The sequence below is a fragment of the Metabacillus sp. KJ11-3 genome, from assembly GCF_055808295.1.
Map to the genome: position 1 here is coordinate 4867912 of NZ_CM147865.1, position 25054 is coordinate 4892965.

Consider the following 25054-nt stretch of genomic DNA (forward strand, 5'->3'; position numbering starts at 1 on the left):
AAGTCCACTGAGGGGTACACATCGACCAACCACTAAGGAAGCGCAAGGTACTTATCGTGAGATAAGGGCTGGAGGAAGCGTGGAATAAAATCTTGGCTCGACGAACAGAAATCTGATACTAAGGCTTTACAAAGGGATAAGACTCCCAAACAAGTTAAAGTCCAAAAGATGTGCGTAACTTTGTAAAGTAGATCAGGCGAGTAAAAGAGGAAAGATGGTTGTCTTACCCTGGGAGATCTTGCGGATGTACAAAGGGTACAGTCGAAAAAGGTTAGCCGCAAGAAGTCAGCAGAAGCCATAGTAGTGAAGTAATTTCATGAAGGGCTGAACAATTTATAGTGTTTCAACACCACGAATGCGTAAGTGACATACTCCGAATGTGTTAATGGTGAAAGTATGAGCGTACCTCAAAGGATAACCAAAATGGAGCTATCACTTACTACGTGAGAGGAAAGGAGAAACGAGTGTGGAACTTTTAGAACAAATTCTAAGTAATCAAAATATGAATGAAGCCTACTTGCGTGTATATAAAAACAAAGGTGCTAGTGGGGTCGATGGAATAACGGTCAATGAACTGAAACAATATCTGAGAGAGAACAAGGATGAGCTACGTCAGCGCATCAGAACAAGAAAGTACCAACCACAAGTTGCCTTAAGAGTGGAGATCCCAAAAGAAAATGGTAAGATGCGCAAATTGGGAATGCCAACAGTAGTGGATAGGGTAGTTCAACAAGCCATTCATCAAGTTCTCAGTCCAATATTTGAAAAGCAATTCAGTGAATTCAGTTATGGCTTTAGACCAAAAAGAAGTTGTGAGATGGCAATTATTAAAAGTTTGGAATTTCTAAATGATGGATACGATTGGATTGTGGATATTGACCTTGAAAGATTTTTCGATACAGTTCATCACGATAAACTCATGCGGATCATCTCTAATACAATAGATGATGGAGATGTCATTTCCCTAATAAGGAAATATCTTGTCAGTGGAGTTATGGTGAATGGAAAATATGTAGAAACACCAGTTGGAACTCCGCAAGGAGGAAACCTAAGCCCACTGCTTAGTAATATTATGTTGAACGAACTTGATAAGGAGCTAGAAAGTAGAGGACTCCAATTCGTGAGATACGCTGAGGATGCCCTAATCTTCGTGAAGAGTGAGAAAGCAGCGAATAGAGTGATGGAATCAATTGTGAGATTTATAGAAAATAAATTAGGGTTAATAGTCAACGGAGAAAAGAGTAAAATCTCCCGTCCAAAAGATTTGAAATTCTTAGGATTTGGATATTATTACGATTTTAAGAATGAGAAATACCAAGTAAAACCCCATTCAACGTCAATACAAAAATTTCAAAGGAAGCTTCGAAAATTAACAAAGCGAAATTGGAGTGTTTCGCTAGACTACCGAACCTTAAAACTAAAACAAGTCATACTTGGGTGGGTTAACTACTTTAGAATCTCGAATATGAAAAAAGCAAAGACTGAGATAGATAAGAAGCTTCGCTCCAGAATTAGAGTCATCATATGGAAGCAATGGAAGGTATCGAAGAAACGAATCAAATCGCTTATCCAATTAGGAATCCCTGAGGGAGAGGCGAAGGGATTAACCTTCTGTCGAAGAGGTTATCGATACATCGGTTTATCGAAAGTTGTTCAAAGAGCAATCTCAAACAAAAGACTAAAGCAGAGGGGTCTTCCCTCTACTCGATCATGGGACAGAGGGACAGGTTCCTTGACCCACTTGCTTAGAGAACGATCATAATTTTGAAGTTAAACATGCATATGCACAATGATAGAGTAGGGGACAGGGACAACGGACCTGTCCCCCTGACCCGTTTTAGGAGAAAAGGCTCGTTTTGTTGCAAATAGACATTCAAACGGACAAAAAATGCTGAATTTTGTTGAAATAGTATGAGTGTATTCATTTCTTTCCGACGAAAGGTGGTGAAATGATGAAAATAAGGAGCTTACTTTTATTGGGTTCTATTGTTTGTGCAGGGCTGTTTTTTCCTTGCGAAGCTTTTGCTGAAAAGCCTGATCAAACACAGAAGGCTAGTAAAACAAAAGAAATCGTTGAAACGGCGAAAGATTTAAAGCCTATACCGAAAGTTTCTTCACAGGGAAATTCGGAGAAGTCTGAGCCGAAACAACCTGCAAAGAAAGTGGTTGAGAAAATCAAAGTCATTCCTGCTCAGGCCAGTGAAAAAGCTAAACAAAAGGATCAGTTGCCACTGCCAGAAAAAGCAAATGAAAAGGCGGAGCAAATAGTCGAAGAAGGTAAGCAAAATAGTAAAAAAGTTTTGAAAGATATACATACTACTGAAAAAGAAACGAAGCAAACAGTTAATAGGTCTGTCTCTGATCAAAATAAGGGAAAAACACGAACGAATGAAAAGCAGAAGGAGACGTCAAAGGAAGCTTCAGTGAATGTTTTACAAAGCTCAAAAAAAACTGCACAGTCTGTTAGTGAAGAAAAGAATATCAAAAAGGCATATTCTAAAATCCTTGATGTACCAGATGATAATCAAACTGTTAAACTCCTGAAAGCACCTGAAGATGTAACAGAGAAGCCTAATGGTAAAGAGAAAAAGAACCTTCCATCAATTCCGGATAACAGTCTTTATGCAAAGGTAAGTATTCACTCTTTATCTAAACAAAAGGCACCAGAAACATCATCAAAGGATCGTTCAGGAAATGGGTCGTACACAAGTAGTATTTTTGATAAATTCTTACTAGAATCAGAGAAGTATCTAAGTTTGAAACGAATTCAGCCATTTGTTTCTCGTCAATATGAATTACGCAACCAATGGGATCATGCACCTCCATCTCCACCACCACAAGAATCTCCCTTTATTTAAAAGTGAACGCAAATAAATTTTTAAAAGAAAAAGGAGAGACATATAAAATGAAATGTAAAAATAATGTAGTAAAATCGTTGGTGTTAGCTGGAATCGTATCAGTTGGTGTTTTTGCAGGAGGACAAATTAGTGAAGCAGCTGCTCCAGCAGATGCAAAAGCAGTAAAAACGGTAAAAGTTGAAAATGCTTCAGACAAAAAGGTGAAAACAAATAAATCGCAGGCAAGTGTGAATGCTAGTGCTAAAGCAAAAGAAAACGCTGCACCAAATGCTGCCGTACATGGAAAAACAAAAGTTGCTACAGAAGTTGAAGTAAAACCTGAGGTAACAGAAGAAGAGCAAACTGAAGCTGTTGTAGAAGAAGTAAAAGAAAATAAATCTGCTGCCAATAAAGCAAAATCACAAGCAAGTGAACATGCGAGTGAACATGCAAAACTACATGCAAATGAAAACTCTGCAGTTCATGCAGTAGCAGAAGAACCAACAGAAGCTGCTGAAGAGGTTGAAGCAGATGTAGAAGAAGCAGTAACAAAAGAACCAACAGAAGTAACTGAAGAAGTTGAAACAGAAGTAGAAGAAGCAGGTAACAGAAGAAGAACCAACAGAAGCAACTGAAGAAGCTGAAACAGAAGTAGAAGAAGTAATAACAGAAGAGGAACCAACAGAAGCAGCTGAAGAAGTTGAAACAGAAGTAGAAGAAGTAGTAACAGAAGAGGAACCAACAGAAGTAACTGAAGAAGTAGTAACAGAAGAGGAACCAACAGAAACAGCTGAAGAGATTGAAACAGAAGTAGAAAAGGTAAATCCATCTCCTGTAAACAAAGCAGAAGCACAAGCAAATGCACACGCAAGTGAAACAGCAAAATCTCATGCAAATGAAAACTCTGCAGTTCATGCTGTAGCTGTTGAAGAAGATACAACTAAAGAAGAAGCTACTACGGAAGTAGAAGTTGTAGAAGAATAAGTTTTTAATGAAGAGCCGGAGTCTTGAAACTCCGGCTCTTTTTTGAACCAAGGGGACAGGTACGTCGTCCCACTTGATCAGGCCATGGTCAGATAATATAAGTAGGTAGACACCTATACTCTATTCATCGACTATTTCATTTTTCCATAATGATAATGAACAAAATACTCCCTCATCTTACGAATCGCTTCCTTACGCCATCCTTTCACCGCAGCAACTGAAACCCCTTCATCTTCAGCAATGTCACCCGGGGTACTTCCATATAAACAGTAAGCTTTCACCCATTTACGTTGATTTTCAGATAATAGAGAAGAGACCTTTTCAAACAGAGAATCCCATAAAACAGTAGAAAAATCCCCATAAGTTGTTTCATCTTCAACCCATATGTCTTCATTATGACTTTCTCTTTCTTCCTTCTTCTTATCTTCTGTAAGAGCACTTTTCATTCGTCCAATTATATATGAATAAGCATATGATTTAAATTCCCCTTTGTCCTTATTAAATCGAAGGGAGGCTTCCCACAAGGCAATACATCCGACTTGATAAAACTCGTGTCTGTTTTTGTAAATCCCTAATTTTCTCATAGCATGATAAATCATCGGCTCAAATTGCTGATGCAATTCTTCAAATCTCGCATCCTCGTACATGAAAGAATCCTTCTAAGAATGCATTCTTATGTATTCCGCGGTAGTTTGAGGATAACAAGATATTGAGATTAGAGACATTTTCAATATGGATGGAATGGGAAAGGGGTTCGGATTAATATCGGGCATTTTCCTTAGGGATATGGGGCATATTGAGGGGGAGTGAGGTGGGAAATGAGCGATATACTGCTTTTTGGTGAAAAGGGGATGGAGGAGGAGAACAACTATTTAACCTAATATGGCTTTCAAATAAGGTAAAATACTTGAATTTAATATAAAAGTGAAATATACAAAACCTTTACATAATTTTAAAGAAAAACGATACCAATAGGTAAAATTTACCGTTATAATATAAGTGGAAATTTATGAAAGAGGAACTAAGGACTAGACTAAAAGTCTAACTTTAGTCAGTAGCTCTCATCTCAAACACTTTGACACCTCGAATAAAAAAGGAGCACTCGAAGTAATATCTTCAGTAACCACCACGATTTTACTCGTAATGAACAAACTTGCCATTAAAGATAGAAACCTTCCCAATTACAGTGCAAATATATATACATGCAGTAATTCAAGCAGATAGACAGTATTTAAATAACGAAAAAATGATCATAATAGTGTTTTGTTAACAAGATAGATCAGTCACTGAAGGAGGTGGTGTTTATGTAGGAGGAAAAAAAACCCCTAAGCACATCAACTTTGACGGGTATAGTGCTTAAGGAATTCTCTAGTTGGATTAATACCAACTATATTGGTATTATATCTAACTCCTTTTAAAATAAAAAGCATTTATATCGAGAAAAGGAGGAACACAAACATGAACTATAACCTTCAGGTTCATAATCAGGAAATTATTACAGAATCAACAATGGCCATAATCCCTCATTACACTAATACAGGACATCTACATAGTAGATTATTGGAAACATTCGGAGAGATTCAACTAGAAGAAAGTACATATTACGTTTTAAATGAAAGCTGTGTGTATTATGGGGGAAGTTTCGACGGGAGTCTTAAGTCAGCACGATCAATCTTAAAGGGACAAAAAAACCTTCCCATCATGGTGAGCATACCATTGAAATACTGCATGATCCCACTAGGATCACCCATGAAAAAGGACACAGCATGGGTAGCCTACCAGCATATTAGAGATATTGATTCAAAAGGACCAAGCTCCACCATTATTTTTCATAACCAAGTAAAACTTGAAGTAAACATCAGCAAAAGCGTCCTGGAACGCAGAAGAGAAAAAGCAGGACACCTAATCACTACATATCAATTTCGCCAAAAAACATCTAATAACATAAAACGACTAAACATGATCGCAGAAGACCGGGAAGAATATTAGGGACAAGGGGACAGGTTCCCTGTCCCTCTCGGTCAAGTCCTGGTCAAATGATAAACTGTTATTTTGAAACCGATTGCAAACAACCGCTAAACTCTTTTAATCCACTAGTCAAATCCGAAAATCCCCACCATTTATCCTAATCTCATCCCAACTAAACACAAAATACAGGACAAACGAAGCATATTCACAATCAGTAAATCAAATAGTATTGACAATATTACTGTTCAGGTATTATATTGAAAGCGGTTGCAATATTATCACATAGCATATTTAACTCTTTCCCCTCTATTCAAATACTTTTTCGCAACCATCCCTACATACCTCCAGATCCCAACATCCTAGGAATTCTTATTTACTTACTACTCAGGCTAAAGCTGTTCTCAATGTTTATGTTTCATTTCAAACCTAACAAAAAATGTAAGGAGGAATCAGTTTGTCCAACATGCGAAAAATCGTTTGTCTTCTTTTAACACTAGCCATTATCTTAGGAACCCATTTTTCGATGACACCAGCTTCCGCAGCAGAAAGTGAAGACGATTTTACAGACGAAGAACTAAAAAATAATGACTATATCCTATATTTTGTCAATGCAGGTGATAAAACACCTGACACTGTTGAAGGTACAGACAAAATAGGGCTTTATTCAAGTAAAACAGAACAACCCTACGGTGTAGACGCAAAGACAGGGAAGAAGTGGGGATTAGTAACGCAAACAACGTCTACTTCGGTGATTGATGGAAACGAAACAGATAAAAAGACGACATTACGTTATTACAACGGTCCTCAAACACGTGATAAAGCCATTGAATACAAGTTTGAGTTACCAGATGGCGAGTATGATATTTTAGTAGGATTTAAAAATCCATGGAGTGGAAGAAGCGTCAATATAATGGGTGAGGGACAAAACCTGTCTCAAGGTGATTATGAGATTGGCAGTTATAGCGAAGAAAAAGAATTCACGTATCATCAACTCGAAGTGACAGATGGTGAACTAGACCTTAAAATTCAGGGGCCAGCTTCAGCTGCTTTAACGAACTATAATGATCCATTAGTGAATTATATTATGATAAAAAAGTATGTGGTGATTCCAGTGTCTGACTTGGAAGACAAAATGGCCGAGGCAAAAATAGAAGCGGAAAAGACGGATGTTTACTATCCGAAAGGAATTGAAGAGTTAAACACTGCCATTACGAAAGCCGAGGCACTGATTCAAGATATCAATGAAAATGGATTAGATGTAGCAACAAAAGCAGTCCAGGAAAAGATTCGAACGGCTATTAAACAATTAAATGACGGGATCGCTGGACTGATGGTTAACACGCCAAATGATTCATTTAAACCAGGGCAGCCTTGGTTAGATACGAATGGGAATATCATTCAGGCCCATGGCGGCGGCATAATGTACGATGAAAAAACTGAAACCTACTACTGGTATGGAGAAGATAAAACAAATGGATACCTTCCTGCAACAGGTGTTCATGCCTATTCATCAAAGGATTTATATAATTGGAAAGATGAAGGCGTTGTCATGCGTGCGGTTGAAACCCGTGAAGATTTAGATACAGATCCATATTTTAAAGAGTTATATAAAAATAGATCAGCTGAAGAAAAGGATGTTATTTTCAGTGATATTAATACAGCACGAGGTATTTTAGAGCGACCAAAGGTCATTTATAACGAGAAAACAGATAAGTATGTATTATGGCTGCATGTAGACGGACCTTATCAAGGTTCTGATGCGAACTATGCAAAAGCAAAAGCCGGTGTGGCGATCAGTGATTCACCAACAGGACCTTTTGAATTTTTAGAAAGCAATCGCTTAAACAAAGTGCCTGAAGGATTCCCTTACAAGGTCCAAAACACAGGAATGGCCCGCGATATGAACTTATTTGTAGACGATGATGGTACGGCTTATATCATCTATTCAAGTGAAGAAAATTATTCATTATATATTTCAAAACTAAATGAAGAGTACACAGCAATTGCCGGGGAAGAATATGGAAAAGACTTTACGCGCGCCATTTACGATGGACACCGTGAAGCACCGGCTATGTTCAAATATGAAGGGAAATACTATTTAATCACATCTGGTGCAACAGGATGGGACCCAAACCCGGCAAGATACCATGTGGCTGACTCTGTTTTAGGAGAATGGAAGCCAATGGGTGATCCGTCAGTTGGAGATGGAGCCTCGACAACATTTGGGTCACAAAGTACGTACGTCATCCCAGTTGATCGTGAGAATGGTAAATATATTTATATGGGCGATCGCTGGAACAAAAATGACCTAGCAAACTCAAGATATATCTGGCTTCCAATTGAATTTGGAGATGAAGATGAAATCATCTTACAATGGTATGATGAGTGGAATTTGGATACGTTAAATCGAATGGGCAGAGTAACAATCAACACCGAATTACCTGAAAAAGTATCACTAAATGAAGTTCCAAATCTACCAAATGAGATTAATGTGACGTATTCAGGCAAGCAAATGGATACACCGGTTACATGGGAGATAAACGCGGACGATTTCTCTACACCAGGTACGGTAGTGGTTGAAGGTACACTTTCTGAAGTGTCAAACAAAGTCATTCGAGCAGAAATTGTTGTGATACCTGACAATGTGAAATATTTTGTCCATGCTGGAGGAGCTAAAACAAAGGATTATGTAACATGGTCTTCCTATATGCAGGATACACTCGTAAATAAAGAAACGATCGACCAGATGTATGAACCAGACAAAGGCCAAACATGGGGCTATGTTGGAGATATATCAGCACCTGCCGGCGGTGAAGGAGATGATCTCTTCTCTGCATTACGATACCTTATTGGCGGCAACGGTAAAGACCTTACCTATAAGTTCCAACTAGAAAACGGGAAATATACGGTATACACAGGCCTTTATGATCGCTGGTATTCATCGACAAAAGGCTCGAGAAAAGCAAACATCCTCATAAACGACGAAGTCAGAACAGAGAACTATACATTCACAGATTCCTATGATGTTCTTGGTTATGATGTTGAGATCACAGATGGGCTATTGGATGTAACAGTACGTAATACAAACGCTCCAGACCCGCAAATTAGCTGGATAATGATCGTCGAAGAGGAACCAAAAGATACAACAGCACCAACTGGAGACTTTTCAATCAATGAAGGTGTAGAATATACAAATAAACGAAACGTCAGCCTTAGCCTCAATGCAGAAGATGACGCAAGCGAAGTAACCCAATTCAGAATCTCAACAGATTCAGAAAACTGGACTGACTGGGAAAACTACACAACATCTAAAAACATGGAATTACCTAGTGGTGATGGAGAAAAAACAGTATATATTCAATACAAAGACGGCTCAGGAAACATAAGTGATACCTATCAGCAGCAGATTACATTAGATACAACCGCCCCTGTGATTGAGTTTTCAGCTAATGAAGAATATACAGTCGATGCCACTATCTCAATCACTTGTGAGGCGACTGACGAATTATCAGGGGTTGAAGAAGCAAACTGTCAAAAAGTTGAAGGACCTGCTTACACGTTCAAAATAGGCGAAAACAAAATTTCCGCTTCAGCCACAGACAAAGCCGGAAATAAAGCCGAAGTTGAACATATCTTCACAGTAACCGTAGACTTCGACAGCCTAGGCCGATTAACACAAACCTTTGTTACAAATGAAGGGATCGCCAACTCCCTAACAACAAAACTAACATCTGCAAAACAATCAGCAGAAAAAGGGAACAAACAAGCCATGGAAGGAAAACTAAAAGCATACACAAACCAACTATCAGCCCAAAGCGGGAAATCAATAACAAAAGACAATGCTAAATTACTAACTCAGTTGGTTGAGGAGTTAAAATAGGGAAAGAGATCGCTTCTTCTTGGTCGGGAGTGGGTCAGGGGGACAGGTTGAGACCACTGAAAAACGCCCCCTAAATACTGGTAATATGTAAAAAAACAGTACAATAAAAAAGAAAACCCTCCTACTTTTGGTATAATTGAATCGACCAAGAAACAATTAATCAAAGAAGGAAGGTTTTCTTTTTATGCTTAAAGACAAAGATATGCAATTAAGCATCTATTCAGTATTATACAATAAAATTCCTGAAAATCATCAACTTAAAATTCTTAAAGATGAATTAGATTTTAGTTTTATTAACAGAGAACTCGAAAAAACCTATTGTAAGTATTATGGTAGACCGGCAAAAGAGCCTGAGCTTATGGTGAAACTTTTAGTCTTACAATATCTTTATAACCTATCAGATGAACGCGTCATAGAAGAGGCTTCATTGAATCTTGCTTACATGTATTTTCTTGGCATTAACCCCGAAGATGATCTACCTCATCCAAGCCTTTTGACTAAGTTTCGTAAGAATAAATTAGAAGGAAATTTAACGATCGATGACATCATCTCTAAAATCGTAAAACAATGTGTTGATAAAGGGATTCTAGAGGGATCTGGATTAAGCATTGATACCACTCACACAGTAGCTAATACATTTAAATGTACTGCAGAAAGAGTAATGAAGCGTCTAGCTAAAAAGATTTTTAAAACTATCGAGAGCGAAAATGGTGAAGTACCAAAGGAAATAAATCAAGAAATTCCAGATTATAAAGAAATAGAAGATCATAAAGAAGCAAAGGCAACCATGAAATCTTATCTCGAAGAGACAATTACAAGCGTAGAAGAACATACAGAAATACAAAACAGCTCCAAGGTAAAGAAATTACTAAAGGTTGCGCAAGAAATTCTGGAGGACCCTAAATTTTTGGAACAAAAAGGAGTTCGTTCAATTGTCGATCTAGACGCTAGAGTAGGACATAAAAGTAAAACCTCTCATTTCTTTGGCTATAAAACTGAATTTATGATGATGCCGAAAGAGCGAATTATTACTGCAGTCCATGTTGATAATGGAGCCTATGTGGATGGTAAGATGTTTGACAAGTTATTGGAACAGACAAAAAAAGGCGGTATTACAATAAATGAATTATTGGCCGACAAGGCATACTTCCGCAAGAATATACTAGATAGAATAAAGGAAATTGGAGCCACGGCATACATACCAGTTAGTGAAATGGCCTATAGAGTAAATGAAGCATTATACAGCTACAATAAAGATTCTGATGAATGGTTCTGTATCCAGGGGAATATTTCCGTAAGGAAATACCACAAAAAGACTAAAAATCGACAATCCTATCGTTATTACTTCAAAAAGGAAACATGTAGAAATTGCCCATTTAGAGATGTTTGTATCTCTGGTAAAACTGTAGGAAAAGTTTTAGAGGTTGGGATCAATACTCCAGATTTCTATGAGTACAGCCAACAACAAAAGTCAGATGAATTCAAAGAAAAATATCGGGAAAGAGCTTCTCACGAATGGAAAAATGGTGAGATGAAGAATTTCCACGGGTTAGATCGTGCCAGGGGGTACGATCTAAAAAGCGTGGCCTTACAAGCAAAAATAACCGCATTAGCAGTAAATTTAAAGAGGATAGCAGCGATACTATCCTCTAAAAAGACACGTATAGCCATTTTTTATTCCATTTTCTGGATTCTAGAGATAGAAATCGTCGATTTCTTAAAATGAGCATTTAAAAAGGACACTTTTTCAGTGGTCTCGGACAGGTTCCTTGTCCCACTCACTCAAAGATATTATCAAAAGGATCAATCGAAATTTGTCGAAGGTGGATAGATTTTTGAATAGATAGATTATGATAAGATTAGATTGCAACTGAATATTGTGAGGGTGGTTGGTTGTCGCTCTTCTTTCTGTTTTTTGGAGGAAAGGAGGTGATAATTATGGAAACATTTCTTGAATTTCTACGAAACAACAAGAAAACCACCCCGCGCCGTAGGAAGCAAAAGGGTGGTTCTCAAAAGAAATAAATCAACTTTGACAACCACCACCCTGACGGTAGAGGTTGCAGGGAGAAGTGTTAGCGCACTTCTCTTTTCTATTATATTCTTATTATACATGGGATAAACCTTCAAATAAAGTGAAAGTTCCCCGGTTACTGGGTTATCAAGTAACGGTTATCAGGATTCACAGGACAGACTCAAAGTCAAAATTCTTCACGGAATCTGGTCAATGAGACTACACCACCAGAGGAAATAAAAATTCAGTATTAATAAGTTAGTTGATCTAATCTTTAACGTAATTAAAAAAGGAAAATATGATTTTAAGTTTTCATCTTATATAGTGATCTTTTTTACCGTTCTCATTTTAGCTCTTACCTTTATCACATACCTTTAGGTGAATCAGGATACCCACCAGAAATCACCCAATAAAATGAATGAAGAATACGGTTCTATGCGATGGAACTGTTTTTTTTATGCGCTTAAACAGAAACAATAAACAGTTATCATACAATGAAATTTGAATTAGCACTTTTAAAAGAAGCAGCTAAAAAAGAGAAGTTCTTCTTACAGATTTTTAGCAATGTATACATTTTAGAATTGTGCTTTGGGAATAATAAGCAAAAAAATTAGGATGAATGTGCTATGCTCATAGATGGTGAAACGCAAGCTTTATTTGTTATTCCAGGTTTACTGCTTTTTTACCTATTCATTGTATTCTTGTTTGTTAAATTTGATAAATGAAAGAAGTTATCTAGAGTCAACAATACCTGTTGGCTCTTTATTCGTTCATATAAATTCACCCCTATGATTCGTGTTATGATGAGAGTAGAGGATAAGGAGGGTATCAAATATGGACACAATCATTTTCGACGTAGATGACACACTATATGACCAAGCACGATCCTTTCATCAGACATTTAGAAAAATGTTTGAAGGATCGTTTACAGATAAAGAGATTGATCAAATTTATAGAGTAAGTAGAAAGCATAGCGAAATCCTATTTGATCAAAGTGAAGCGGGTGAAATCACCCAATTTGAATGGCAAACTGGACGGATTATCAAGGCATGTAACGAGTTTAATATCCCAATAGATATAGAAAAAGCCGAAGCATTTCATCACCTTTATGTGGAGGAACAACAGAAAATCATCTTATTTAATGAAATAGAAGAATTATTAGAAGCTCTTCACAAGGAAGGAACTCAGCTAGCGATCCTGACAAATGGAGAAGAAAAGCACCAGTCAAAAAAGATTGAACAGTTAAAGCTTACCAAGTGGATTCCCGCAGAAAATATCTTCATTTCCGGCACGCATGGATACGCAAAGCCGAAACGAGAGATCTTTGAAATCATGGAAGAAAAACTAGGACTAGATAAAACCAAAACAGTCTATATCGGTGACTCTTTTGAAAAAGATATTATCGGAGCAAAACAAGTCGGCTGGCAGGCAATCTGGATGAACCACCGAAAAAGAGCATTACCTGAAAACGCCACCTTCACGCCCGACCATGAAGTACATCATGCAAAAGAGCTTCTGGATTTGTTTAGGGACAGAGGGACAGGTTCATCGTCCCACCACTCAAAATAATAATGCTGGGAGAAGTGTTCGTGCACTTCTCTTTTTCATAAATTCCCATCATACATAATAATTATTCGAAAAGGAAACACCCTGGCTTTAAGGAAGGAGAGGATGGGAATTTATTGAATTGAGCTTAGGTGAATTATTTCTTTGTTGTTCGATATATTTAAGGTCCTCGTTTCGCTCCGTCTAGTAACCCCTTAATTTTAGATCTGTTTTCCACTTCTATATGTTCTTCCACTGTTGTTATCTTTCTTTCCTATTAAACTAATTTTCATTAAAAGACAAAACTGGTAGTTTGCCAGTTTCAATTATTATTTTTTTGCATGTGATATAAAAATGAAAGAGATAAGACATTTAGAAAAATATCTTATCTCTCTTATAATAAAGGGGTGTGAAAATGAGTACTGATAAATATGACTACAGTATACCTTCTATTATTATTGTTTTATTTATCATGTTAATTATCATTGTTGCGGAAGTGATTGATGGAATTCTACGGTGGTTACTTATCTAATGAAATAAAAATTCAGTTATAGCACATTTACTCGCAAATTATTCGCCTTCTACAAACAAACTTGGGCAGTTGGGGCAGGGACAATGAACCTGTCCCTCTGTCCCATGAATTGCCAAACAACAAAAAGTCGCTTCACCCTCAACAACCTCCCTTCTGAAACCGATATTAAAGGTAGATAGAAAAATGAAAAATAAAAACAGAGGGAGATCGTGAAGTGAAGCTATTAAGAAACTTAAATATGATGAAAAAGCTGCTAATCATCATCATAGTCAGTGCATTAGCACTTGGTACAGTTGGTTATTTGGGGTTGCATTATATTAAAGAGATGGCGAAAGATTCGGAGGAAATGTACAAGGATAGTCTTATCCCGCTTAACTCAATCATGCAAATCCGAGTGAATGCAAGAGCAAGTGATGCGTATACAATTGAACTGCTTGTGACAAAAGATCCGGAAAGAAATAAAGAATTACGCGATGAAATTACGTCGGCTTGGGAAGAAGCAGATGCCGTTATCAATGATTTAGAAGGGAAACATTTGAGTCCTGCAAATGTGAAATTAATTGATGAATATAAAATGAAGGCTCAAGCATTAAGTTCGACGAGAGATCAAGTGATTAAATTAGCTCTTGAGAATAAAAATGAAGATGCATATGATTTGTATCTGCAATCTGTTGAGCCAAATCGTAAAGCATTAAATGAAACATTAAAGAGTATGCAGCAAAACAATTTGACCTACGCTACGTCAATTAACGATGAGAACAAAGAAAGAGTAGACCAAGTAACGACGTTTGTTTTCATCATTATCATCATTGCACTTATTCTTTTAGTCGTACTTAGCACAGTCATCGCGCGTATGATTGTAAAACCAATTCACGAAATGAAGAGTCTGCTTTCAAAAGCGGAAAATGGAGATTTCACAGGCAAGGGAAGCTATCAATCGAAAGATGAAATGGGTGAGTTAACTTCCTCATTTAATCAAATGTCAACAACACTACAATCGATCTTTGCGACTGTCAATGATTCCACACAGCAAGTAGCATCGGCTGCTGAAGAACTAAGTGCAAGTGCTGAACAAAGCACCAAGGCAAGTGAGCATGTCACGATCACTATTCAAGAATTAGCATCCGGTTCAGATGTACAGGTTCAAAATGTCGATAAAAGCTCTGTAGTGATGAACGACATCATGGATCATACAAAATCGATTTTTGATAATACAGAAAAAATAACCAACGATGTGTTACATGCTTCAAAAATGTCTCAAGATGGAAACCAGGCAATCGAGCAAGTAAATAAGCAGATGGATTCCATTTATACGAACGTAACAAGCTTATCACAGGCAGTAAAAAGCCTGGATGAACGGACATCTGAAATTGGCCAAATCTCCAATGTGATTTCAGGAATTTCAGCGCAAACAAACCTATTGGCTTTAAATGCGGCAATTGAAGCAGCTAGAGCAGGAGAACATGGAAAAGGCTTTGCGGTTGTAGCCGATGAGGTAAGAAAGCTTGCAGAAGAATCAAATAAATCAACTGAGCAAATTTCAAACTTAATTTCATTAATCCAAAAAGATGCTGAAAACACATTAAACACAATGAATAAGGCATCTGAAGAAGTAAACTCAGGTATCAAAGTTGTCAACACAGCCGGCAGCTCATTCCAAAAAATTGATATCGCCGTAAACAATGTTGTTTCACAAATAGAAGACATTTCAAAAGCGGTAAAAGACCTCACGGCAGGTACAGAGCACGTCACAGGCTCAATCAATGAAGTAAGCGAAGTGGCAAAAGAATCAGCATCTATCACACAAAACATCTCAGCCGCAACCGAGGAACAGCTGGCATCAATGGAAGAAATCTCAGCCTCCTCCCAATCACTCGCAACACTAGCAGACGACTTACAAAACCTAATGAAGAAATTTAACATCTAATTTGGTACAGGGGGACAGGTTCCTTGTCCCGATTTCTCGCAAGAATCATTAAACCATCTCCCTGACCGCAGAATTTTAAAGAGAAGTGTCACAGGCACTTCTCTTTTTAGTATTGTTTAGGAAATTATAAATTCTTTGAACTGTGGATATGCGCGCGACATCCAGCGCCTAGCCCCTCTAGGTATAAGCCAATTTAGAATTGAAGGCAAAGAACGCCTCCTATTCTAAATCGTCTTATTTGCCCTAGGCTGTTCAAGGTGGACCAGCTTTTGTTCTTCTTAAACTAAACGAATAGTTATCCGGTTATCTACCAGAATCAATCCCCGCCACCCCCACCACAACTTGAGCAGGAACTCCCTCCGGACGAGCAAGAATTACATGAACTTGTACCGCAAGAACTGGCAGATCCGCAACTTGTACAACTTGATGTTGATGTACTTTTCTTGCTGATTTTCATGTAACTTGAAAACTCATCATAATGAAAATATGAAACAGATAAGACAGGAACAATCATTTTGTTAAAATTTTGCTCACTTTTGCACTTTCTCATTTTGTCGTGAATCACACTTTTTTCATTATTTTTTATATTATTTGCCGTTTTTTTCATGGAGGAGATCAGTGCGAGTACTGTATTCATATAATGGCTATCACTTTTAAAATATAAATCAATCAGTTCATTTTCCGGTAAATGTTTAAAATCATCAATGATTCCAGGATGTACAGGGTGCCTGAAAAATCCCTGATAAAGATGGATATTCTCTCTTCGAATGAAAAAAAGCTCAGCATAGATCCAATCGAAAAATCCCCGCAAATCAGGGTCAGGCTCTACTTTTACGTTTGGACTGTGATGTAGAGTGGTTCCTAAAAATTTCTTTGAAAACTCATCATACTCACGGGTAAACATGAGCATTTGATGCCACAGTTCATCGACTTTGTCGCTAAACATAGGAGCTTCCTTTAAAAGAGAAGTCAAGATAAAATAACGTTTTAAATCCAGGAGGCGCCACTTGTACTCATTTTCTTTTAGCCTATTTTCTCGATGTACCCTCTCTTCTACATTTTCCATATAGCTGTTACTAAGGGACTTCTCGAGGTCATCACTAAGCTTTTTTAACCCTTTTATTGGCCTTATTTCCAAAGTTCCCGGGGATAGACCAAATTTAAAAGAGACCTTTTTACGTATAAAGATAATCAATAAAATCAACATTACAGCAGCACCCAGGAGTATCCATTCCATACCAATTCCTCCAATCTTTTCTTAAAATCCTTAATCTTAATACGATAATTTATTATAGAAGGTTTCAATTTTTACATAGTAAGAAATCTCCTTGCGTAGTACTTTTTCAGTCTAAACAAATAAAAAAAAGTGAATTTTTATCTATTTATCCTGATCGAATCGTCATGTAAGATGAATAAGTGTGTACTTTTTACTAAAATAAGGAAAAAACTCGTTGATCATAGTATTTCATTTTAACATAAGGAGCGGATCTTACATGATTTTTTCCAAACATTATCTTCCAGTTGGAAGTGTTGTAGGGCTGCATGATGATTCAAGACGGTTATTAATTATAGGTAGACAATTATTTTCAGAAACAAATCAAGTCATCAGGGACTATGCGGCTGTGAACTATCCGAACGGATTTACGGATGCAAAAGAACAATTTATTTTATTTAATCATCAAGATATTCATGTTGTGTATCATTACGGATATGTTGATGAAAAGGAAATGCAGTTGGATGCTTTGTTAGCAGAAGCGGAAAAACGTGAGGATGATGATCATGGGGACAATTCGATTTAATAAGGATTTACCGGGGAAAACTCATTTGCTCATTATAGAATTAGAAGGAAAATTTAGTTTATTGCTGGAGCATATGACGACATTTAAACAAAAGTTAGATCGGCATACTGGAAAGGCTGCGATAAGTCTTCAAGAAAAAATGGTGAATAATCTGGCGTTTTTTAGCAAAGCCAGCAGCAGTTTATTGTATTTTGCGGATACGGTCCTGAACTTTGTTAAGGCAGTTGAAGCGGTTGATGAGTCAACGGGAGGACCGGCAGGATCGAGTAGCCGTGCTGAAATGAATTATACATTTTCAGTAAGCAGAATTGAAGATGAAGTAAAGCTGACTCCTGCATCACTAAAGCAGGCGACAGATCGTTTTGAGGGAAACATGGCTGCGCTTGATGAAGTACTCGGAGATTTCCATACATTACTAGATCATGTCATGTTTGATACAGAATTTCCTTGGGGAGATGTTGCGGATATTTGGCCGGAAGCGAAGCAGGAGATCTTTTCTATTGTGGGAAATGCAAGAAATAGATTAGAAGACTTGTTAAAAAGTGCGAGATTATTAACTGAGGAATTGCAGCGTGTTGATAACTTGATTTCAAGACAACTGGTAAAGTAAAGGAGGGTTTGACGTGTATGGCAGACATCCGGAAGTTGCGGCAATCATAAAAGGACATGAAACAACGGCTAATGGAATCTTGACTGATGCCGGATCACAACTTCTTTATGAAAAATTCAGCAGCAATGTAAGTACTGTTTTTGGGCTTTCAGCATCTGTTGGCGGCAGTATGATCACATTGGATATTTCAGCGACGAAAAGTACGGTCGATGGCTGGATAAGTGATCTGCAAACTTGTTTGGAAGATGCATGGAGAAAGTATGATCCTGAGGAAGACGAGTCGGGTACTGAATTTATGAGAATCCAAAGCATGAGTATGGATATTAATGACATCATCATGAACTATAACAGTTTGAAGTATGATCTGGATGACATTGAACTTGAATTTGAAAATGCGGTCCGTTTGTATCGATCGCCTGTGCGTTCTGCGTTAACGGATATTCGTATTCTTTATCATGCTGAAAATAATGTGAGTGGGGATTTTTCTGGGTTTAATAATGTTTCGGTTTATGTGCATGGGATTGAGGATACAGGAGAAGATTTTTTCAATAGTGCAAAAGATGCAGCACAAGATGGGGATATCATAGTTTTTGTTCAACGTGATGGAAAGAAGCTTTACTCTAGAGTAGTTATAAATAGAGATGGAAAAACAATAATTGAATATGATGAAGATTTAACTGAATTAATGAATGATAGAGCTTTTGTGAATAAAGAAGGTCGTATTCACTTTATATATGAAACAACACATAAAAACGAACATCGACAGGAAACAAGTGATGATCTGGCACTGGAATTAAATAAAATGGGGCTAATGAATGGGGAGACAAAAATTGATATGTTTGGCCATAGTTACGGTGGTAGAAGGTCTCTACAATTTGCAATGGATTATCCTGACAATGTACGAAGTATTACTACAGTAGGAACACCATATGACACAAATTTCTTAGCTACAGCAGCTAATAATGTTCGGTGGGCAGCAGAATTAGGAGGAAAAAACCCAAAAAACACAAGTGATTTTTTAGATTTCAATGAGAATAATCGCAACAATAAAGACGGTATGGATTATAGTAATGCTTACACAGATATGACCAGTGAACCACTTTCAGATGATATTCATCAATTGAAATCTGCAAACCCGGAAATATATCGGAAACTTGAAGAGATGGATATTACAGCTGTAGCAGGATATAGAACTGAATATACAGTAAATTATTCTCCATATTACTCTGCCCCTCCACAAGAATACAAGACGAACAGTGATGATACAGTATCTGTGAAAAGTCAGAATGCTGAGATTCTAGGAGACTTAATAGATGAAAGACCCCAAATTGAAGTGGAAGGTACTAACGTGTTTGATCCCGGACATGTTTATGAAGTAGAAGACGAAGACTTTATTAAAATAATGAAAGAAGTAAATATTAAACAGATGGAAAAGGAGCATAAATGATGAATAAACGATTTGTGAATCTTTCCTTTTTTCTAATGTCTATATTCCTTCTCGTAGGATGTGAAGAAAGTAATATGAAAAATAAAGGATCGTCAAACCAAATGGAAGTTACTTATAAGGAGGGTTTTCCTACAGAAGAAAGCCCGGGATTAACTGAATTTATCAAAGGTTATCTCTCTAGAGATGGTGATAATGAGGTAATGAAAAAGGATGATTCTTATGTTTATTCAGTTAGTAACAAAAGTGAAAATGATAGATTAGTTCACTATTACCATTTCACAAAAGATCAATTAAAAAGTTATTATCAACCTTTAGTAGATGCAAATAATTATGAAGAAAAGTTGTTACAAATGAATCAAACTGATAGAAAAGAAGATGATTTATATAAAACCATCGAAAAAACCAATGAATATCATCTGCCACTAATTTCATTGGAGGAAAATAACCAACTTAACATTAAGACAAATAAGAGCGAAAAGACATTTGACTTACCTGAGCTTATGAAAGAATACGATGTGAAAAAGTCAGACGATATGGTAGTAAATCTCAAGTCATTAAACAATGATCATTTTGTCATAGAAATTCAGGATTTTAGTGTTGAAAGTGTTGAAGGTTGGGATTTGTTCATGACGCTTTTTGTAAAACAAGATTTATCAAATATTGTAATTAGTGAACTTTATGATGAAGATTTACAAAGTAAGTTGGATTCAGGAGAGTTAAAGGACTATTATAAAGGCTTTCAAAAGGTTGATCCATCTAGTCAGTATTCCAAAATGTTTGGAAATAAAATTATTGATAATAAACTAAATAAGATTATAGATATTAAAAAGGATGACCTCTTAAGTAAAGACGGGAAATATGTATATATAAATGGGAATAACAAGGATCTATCAGGAGGAATCCAGGAAATTCAAACAATAAAGAATTATGCTGAGGGTAACGATACGTCCGATATAAATTTCGATCTTGATTTAGCTGAAATTGCTAAAAGGTTAGATCTTGATACGAGTGGTAATGCTTCAGTAGAAGTAAATTATTTTAATGAGGACTATATTGTCTTGAGGCTAAACTATAAAGGGGAATTTGTCGGAACTGCCGGAGCTACCAACCTGATAATCGACTTGCAACATGATAAGAAAATATATTACTTGGTCGATTTAGGTTTGTTAGGGAGAATATAGAAGGGACAGAGGGACAGGTTCCTTGGTCCGATAGAGAAAGTGGATTGATCTTAGATAAGAACACGGGTGTGAGGGGAACAGGGACGATGGACCTGTCCCCCCGTACCACCAAAAAATTTAAAGAATATTTAATTTTTATGCTACTCTATCTCAAAAAATCCCTATATAACGGGTGGAAGACAAAATGTCTACCAACCATTATGTATAATAGGGAGAGAGAAAACGTGGAAAAGCTAAATTATGACACAATCCAAAAGTATCAATCATTTACAACAATTGAAGAAATGGACAAGTCAGTTCGTGGATTTTTATATAAACATAAAGCTGAATTATCTGAGGGAACTTTAGCTGTTCTTCATCTTATTTGGAAGCATTCGGTCAAAGTTGTCGGAGTTTCTTTTGCTAAATATGATTATATTGCTGAGCAAGTGGGTTTGAGTAAACGTACGGTCATTCGTGCTGTGAAATTGTTAGAAGAGCGAGGAATCATTAAAAAAATTCCGACAAAAAGAATGAATGGAAAACAGGGAGTAAACCTTTTAATCATTCAGACGTTTGGATCCATCGATTCTATGAAAACTACCATGTCACCCCAGAATGTCACTGCACCTGTCACTCCTAATAAAACAGAGAATAAACAAAGCTCACTCTGTGAGAAAAAAACAAAAGAACGAACTAACGTAAGAGAAGCATGTGAACCCACACTACAAGAATTAGACTCCAGCTATCTACCAGAATCCATCCCAGAAGAATTCAAAAAAACTGCACAACCATTTTTTAATGCTATCGATATATATAACCTATGGAACCGAGTCATGATCGTCTATAACAAATTCGACCACGGCAAAACAATTGAGGATTTTATGGAATGTATCATCAGCGCATTTAAACAAACTGTCTTTGCAAAAAGAGAGGAAAAATTCACACAACATTCGAAGGTTACTTCTACCGTATCCTACACGAAACCTTCACCCTAAAACTACGCCAAGAAAACAAAAGCAACCTATTTTGGGAACTACATGACTGGGTCACGGGGACAGGTTCCTCGTCCCACTAGGTTGAAGGCAAATTATGATGCACCTCCTACTATTTATTTCTCTTCAGGTTCATTTATAATAAAGTATCTATCCAAATATTCAGGTTAGGAGATTTGCGAATATGCTCATTCAATGTACAAAAAAACTGTTAGAGCAACTAAAATAAAGCCTCACGAGCCAATCAAAGAGCAGAATCCACTTTTCTCATGGCATGCCCATTTTATTCTTGTAAATCGTAGAAAAACGATTGTACTCATTCATGATCTTTCTAGATATATCATAGTCCTGCATGGCCTAAAGGCAAAGGATTATAAGTATTTTGATCAACTCATTGTGAATGCGATCCGCGAAACATTTGAAGCAGAAGGAGTTAAAAAAGAAGTAATTGAGCAGTTTTTAACTCAATCAATGGATTTCACCTATTCGAAAACGAAGGACCGTACTTCGGTGGCAAGATTGAACAAGGCATGTGAAACAACATTTTATTTTCTGGACTACTTGAATCAAGAATCTGTCATTAATTCAGAGTTAAGTAAACGTGTTAGCAGGAGTTTAGTTGGTGACGGGAAAAATAAATATATTTATCCGAATGAAGAGATGTATAAACAACTTGAGATATTTGCAGGTCAGCCTATTTTTGAGACGAAGGCGGTACAACTAAAAGTGGTGCTAAAGCTGGAAGATCACGAAGTTTGGCGTCGAATCATCGTGCCAGTCAATCGGACATTTCATGATTTGCATAAGATTCTTCAATCAACCTTTGGATGGAAAAATAATCACCTTCATGAATTTATTATTTACAACGATGACGCAGAACCAACGATCAATCTTGTAAGTGATGAAAAAGCCTTAACTTATCCAAAACAAACCGAAATGAAGCATGAAAAAGGTATAAAGCTATCAGTGTATATACCTGCAAATAAAACTTTGACATACACTTATGATTTTGGCGATGATTGGAAGCACGAAATTGAAGTTGAGAAGGTAATAAATGAGTATCATGACTATCACCCACAATGCGTTGACGGAGAAGGAAACGCTCCTCCGGAAGATGTAGGTGGGGTTCCCGGTTACACAGAATTCCTCTCCATTCTAGCAAATCCCGAGCATCAGGATTATAAACATACAGTTCAATGGGGGATAATGCAGGGGTATGAAGAGTTTGATATTGAGAAGATAAACAGGATGCTGAAAGATAGGTAGAAGGATGAATGGCAATCGTACACACTCAATATGCCTGGGCTTTTGGGACAGAGGGACAGGTTCATTGACCCACTTGAAGGTAATGAGTTAGAGTGTAAGAGGAAGAGAAAGTAAATTAAAGTAACGGGTATTAAAACATACATAGCTACAACTTTATGGGGAGGTGGGACAAGGGACCTGTCCCCCCGTCCCACCAAGGGACCACCGCCCCACAACAAAGAGGCCCCCGCCCCCAGCGAGGCCCCATCCCAATTACGAAAACAGGTGTGATCAAATCAAATGAGAATTAGAACGTTAGTTATTGCTCCTTATCCGGCGATGAGTCATTTAATTGAAGATTGTCGGCAGGAGGAGCAGGAGCTTGATTTATATATGAAGGTTGCGAATCTTCAGGAGGCCATTCCGGTTGCGAGGGAAGCGGAGGATGAGGGCTTTGATGTGATCATCAGCCGTGGTGGTACGTCCAAGCTAATTGAAGATGTGGTGAATATTCCTGTCATCGATATTCATGTGTCAGGCTATGACATGCTTAGGGTACTGACGCTTGCGAATGATTTTCCGGGTAAAAAAGCAATTGTCGGCTTTTCGAATATAACTCTAGGTGCAAAGGCGATTACGGACTTACTTGATATCCAAATTGATGTGTTCACCGTTGAAAAAGCGACAGAGGTTGATGGCCTGGTTGAAAATCTTAAGCAAGAGGGTTATGAACTCATCATGGGTGATGTCATTACCATGGATGCGGCGACAAAGCATCATTTGGAAGGGATTCTGATTCAGTCCGGTCGGGAAGCGATTTTTGAGGCGTTTCATAAGGCGAAGTCTATTTATCGTCTGCATCAAAAACAGCAGCAGGAGATTATTTTACTTCGTTCACTTTTAGTGGAAGCATCCTCAAACATCATCGTCCTATCACGTGATGGTAACATTGCCTATCAGCACTGGAATGATTTTAAAGAGTGTCCACTACCACTAAACAAACTGCATGAATACATTCAGGAAAAAAACAACCTAAATCATGATGTAAGTATCTTTACAACAAGTGAGCAGCAAATGGTAAAACAATCTGTAAAGAAGAAAGTGATTGAAGCTCAAGAATATTATGTATTTCAGTACTCTTTGGTCACTACTCAAAATACTCATCAACAAAACATCCATGTTGAAACCGTTTCACAGCAGCCGATGATCATTTCAAACAGTCAAGCCATGAAAAGGTGTATGAATCTCATTGAAAAAAACGCAAATCATGATCAATGGCTTCTTATTGGAAGTGAAGGAACAGGAAAGAAGCTTCTCTCTCAGTACATTCATTATAATAAAAACAACGGACAGGGACTTTATTCAAGTATAACGGCTGAAAGTCTGTTACTGCTTGAACATGGAATAGATCGTGATATACGGACACTTTATATAAATGAAATAGAAGCATTATCACCAAAAGAGATGAAAAAGCTAACGACAATGTTGGGTCATTTAAAAATGGAAAACCTAACAATTGTCCTGTCTCTAACAAAGGAAGAGGAAATTTCTCATTCTCTCATCTACGACACTGATCTAGTACGAGTACAAATCCCATCTTTAAAAGACCGTAAAGACGACATTAGACCGCTAACGACCTATTTTATCGCCGCTTTTCACGGTCAAATTGGAACATCAGTCATTAAAATGAAGGAAGATGCGATGGAACTGTTAGAGGAATATTCCTGGCCTGGAAATGTCGCACAGCTTCGATCGATTCTTCACTCAGCTGTTTTAGAAGAAAAGGGATATGTTCTAGGAAAAAAACTTCTGCAGCAACATGTTGAGGAGCAAAAAGAAGAAGCAAATACAGTGGATAAGGAATTTCTTTCTGGTACATTGGAGACAATAGAAAAACGGATTATTGAGCATATTATGGAAGAAGAAAATCATAATCAAACAAGAGTTGCAGAGCGGTTAGGAATTAATCGATCGACTTTATGGCGCAAGCTGAAACAATAACTGTTCAGCTTGCTTTTTTATTTGTTGCAAAATACAACATTTTATATTTAATGTGTTGCAAAATATTGTGTAAGCCATTACAATAATCCTTGTAACCGATTACTAAATAT

General features: G+C 37.2%; 17 protein-coding genes. 15 read left to right on the forward strand and 2 right to left on the reverse strand.

The genetic code is table 11. The features are described from left to right. Positions 1 to 466 precede the first annotated feature (466 nt). The 3 genes from ltrA (at position 467) to AC0L8O_RS24190 (ending at position 3472) form a co-directional block, all read left to right on the forward strand. Entirely contained in the window at positions 467 to 1762 is a 1296-nt protein-coding gene (gene ltrA, locus AC0L8O_RS24180; protein ID WP_473445850.1) for a group II intron reverse transcriptase/maturase, read from the forward strand. Between the two features lie 187 nt (positions 1763 to 1949). After that, a complete protein-coding gene (locus AC0L8O_RS24185; protein WP_473445851.1) occupies positions 1950 to 2858 on the forward strand; it encodes a hypothetical protein in 909 nt (302 codons plus the stop codon). Positions 2859 to 2905: 47 nt separating this feature from the next. Then, positions 2906 to 3472: a hypothetical protein gene (locus AC0L8O_RS24190; protein ID WP_473445852.1), complete on the forward strand. Its 567-nt coding sequence runs from the start codon at positions 2906 to 2908 to the stop codon at positions 3470 to 3472. Between the two features lie 480 nt (positions 3473 to 3952). On the opposite strand, the gene AC0L8O_RS24195 is transcribed toward AC0L8O_RS24190, so the two are convergent. After that, a complete protein-coding gene (locus AC0L8O_RS24195; RefSeq protein WP_473445853.1) occupies positions 3953 to 4468 on the reverse strand; it encodes a sigma-70 family RNA polymerase sigma factor in 516 nt (171 codons plus the stop codon). Positions 4469 to 5279: 811 nt separating this feature from the next. On the opposite strand from AC0L8O_RS24195, the gene AC0L8O_RS24200 reads away from it, so the two are divergent. The 5 genes from AC0L8O_RS24200 to AC0L8O_RS24220 all read left to right on the forward strand — a co-directional run bounded on the left by AC0L8O_RS24200 (position 5280) and on the right by AC0L8O_RS24220 (position 15687). After that, positions 5280 to 5810 (forward strand): competence protein ComK, encoded by a 531-nt coding sequence (locus AC0L8O_RS24200; RefSeq protein ID WP_473445854.1) that lies wholly within the window; start codon positions 5280 to 5282, stop codon positions 5808 to 5810. Between the two features lie 442 nt (positions 5811 to 6252). Continuing rightward, positions 6253 to 9669, forward strand: coding sequence for a family 43 glycosylhydrolase (locus AC0L8O_RS24205; RefSeq protein ID WP_473449125.1), 3417 nt, complete (start codon positions 6253 to 6255; stop codon positions 9667 to 9669). Positions 9670 to 9853: 184 nt separating this feature from the next. Next, complete coding sequence (locus AC0L8O_RS24210) at positions 9854 to 11395, forward strand: IS1182 family transposase (protein WP_473445856.1); 1542 nt, start codon at positions 9854 to 9856, stop codon at positions 11393 to 11395. 1122 nt (positions 11396 to 12517) lie between these two features. Next, positions 12518 to 13252, forward strand: a complete 735-nt coding sequence (locus AC0L8O_RS24215) for an HAD family hydrolase (RefSeq protein WP_473445857.1) — start codon at positions 12518 to 12520, stop codon at positions 13250 to 13252. 722 nt (positions 13253 to 13974) lie between these two features. Next, complete coding sequence (locus AC0L8O_RS24220; RefSeq protein ID WP_473445858.1) at positions 13975 to 15687, forward strand: methyl-accepting chemotaxis protein; 1713 nt, start codon at positions 13975 to 13977, stop codon at positions 15685 to 15687. 316 nt (positions 15688 to 16003) lie between these two features. Here AC0L8O_RS24220 and AC0L8O_RS24225 read toward each other — a convergent pair whose 3' ends face one another. Then, positions 16004 to 16753 (reverse strand): glycine-rich domain-containing protein, encoded by a 750-nt coding sequence (locus tag AC0L8O_RS24225; RefSeq protein ID WP_473445859.1) that lies wholly within the window; start codon positions 16751 to 16753, stop codon positions 16004 to 16006. A gap of 427 nt (positions 16754 to 17180) precedes the next feature. Between AC0L8O_RS24225 and AC0L8O_RS24230 the strand changes: the two genes are divergently transcribed. The 7 genes from AC0L8O_RS24230 to AC0L8O_RS24260 all read left to right on the forward strand — a co-directional run bounded on the left by AC0L8O_RS24230 (position 17181) and on the right by AC0L8O_RS24260 (position 24944). Then, complete coding sequence (locus tag AC0L8O_RS24230; RefSeq protein ID WP_026562400.1) at positions 17181 to 17486, forward strand: DUF4176 domain-containing protein; 306 nt, start codon at positions 17181 to 17183, stop codon at positions 17484 to 17486. After that, on the forward strand, positions 17467 to 18096 hold the full coding sequence (locus tag AC0L8O_RS24235) for a hypothetical protein (protein WP_473445860.1): 630 nt from the start codon (positions 17467 to 17469) through the stop codon (positions 18094 to 18096). The genes AC0L8O_RS24230 and AC0L8O_RS24235 overlap by 20 nt, the downstream gene beginning before the upstream one ends. A gap of 13 nt (positions 18097 to 18109) precedes the next feature. Then, on the forward strand, positions 18110 to 19543 hold the full coding sequence (locus tag AC0L8O_RS24240) for an alpha/beta fold hydrolase (protein ID WP_026562398.1): 1434 nt from the start codon (positions 18110 to 18112) through the stop codon (positions 19541 to 19543). Next, a complete protein-coding gene (locus AC0L8O_RS24245; protein WP_473445861.1) occupies positions 19540 to 20724 on the forward strand; it encodes a hypothetical protein in 1185 nt (394 codons plus the stop codon). Before AC0L8O_RS24240 ends, AC0L8O_RS24245 begins: the two co-directional genes overlap by 4 nt. Positions 20725 to 20948: 224 nt before the next feature. Continuing rightward, entirely contained in the window at positions 20949 to 21701 is a 753-nt protein-coding gene (locus AC0L8O_RS24250) for a helix-turn-helix domain-containing protein (RefSeq protein ID WP_473445862.1), read from the forward strand. A gap of 192 nt (positions 21702 to 21893) precedes the next feature. Continuing rightward, a complete protein-coding gene (locus tag AC0L8O_RS24255; RefSeq protein ID WP_473445864.1) occupies positions 21894 to 22964 on the forward strand; it encodes a plasmid pRiA4b ORF-3 family protein in 1071 nt (356 codons plus the stop codon). Positions 22965 to 23243: 279 nt separating this feature from the next. Beyond that, on the forward strand, positions 23244 to 24944 hold the full coding sequence (locus AC0L8O_RS24260; protein ID WP_473445865.1) for a PrpR N-terminal domain-containing protein: 1701 nt from the start codon (positions 23244 to 23246) through the stop codon (positions 24942 to 24944). Positions 24945 to 25054 lie beyond the last annotated feature (110 nt).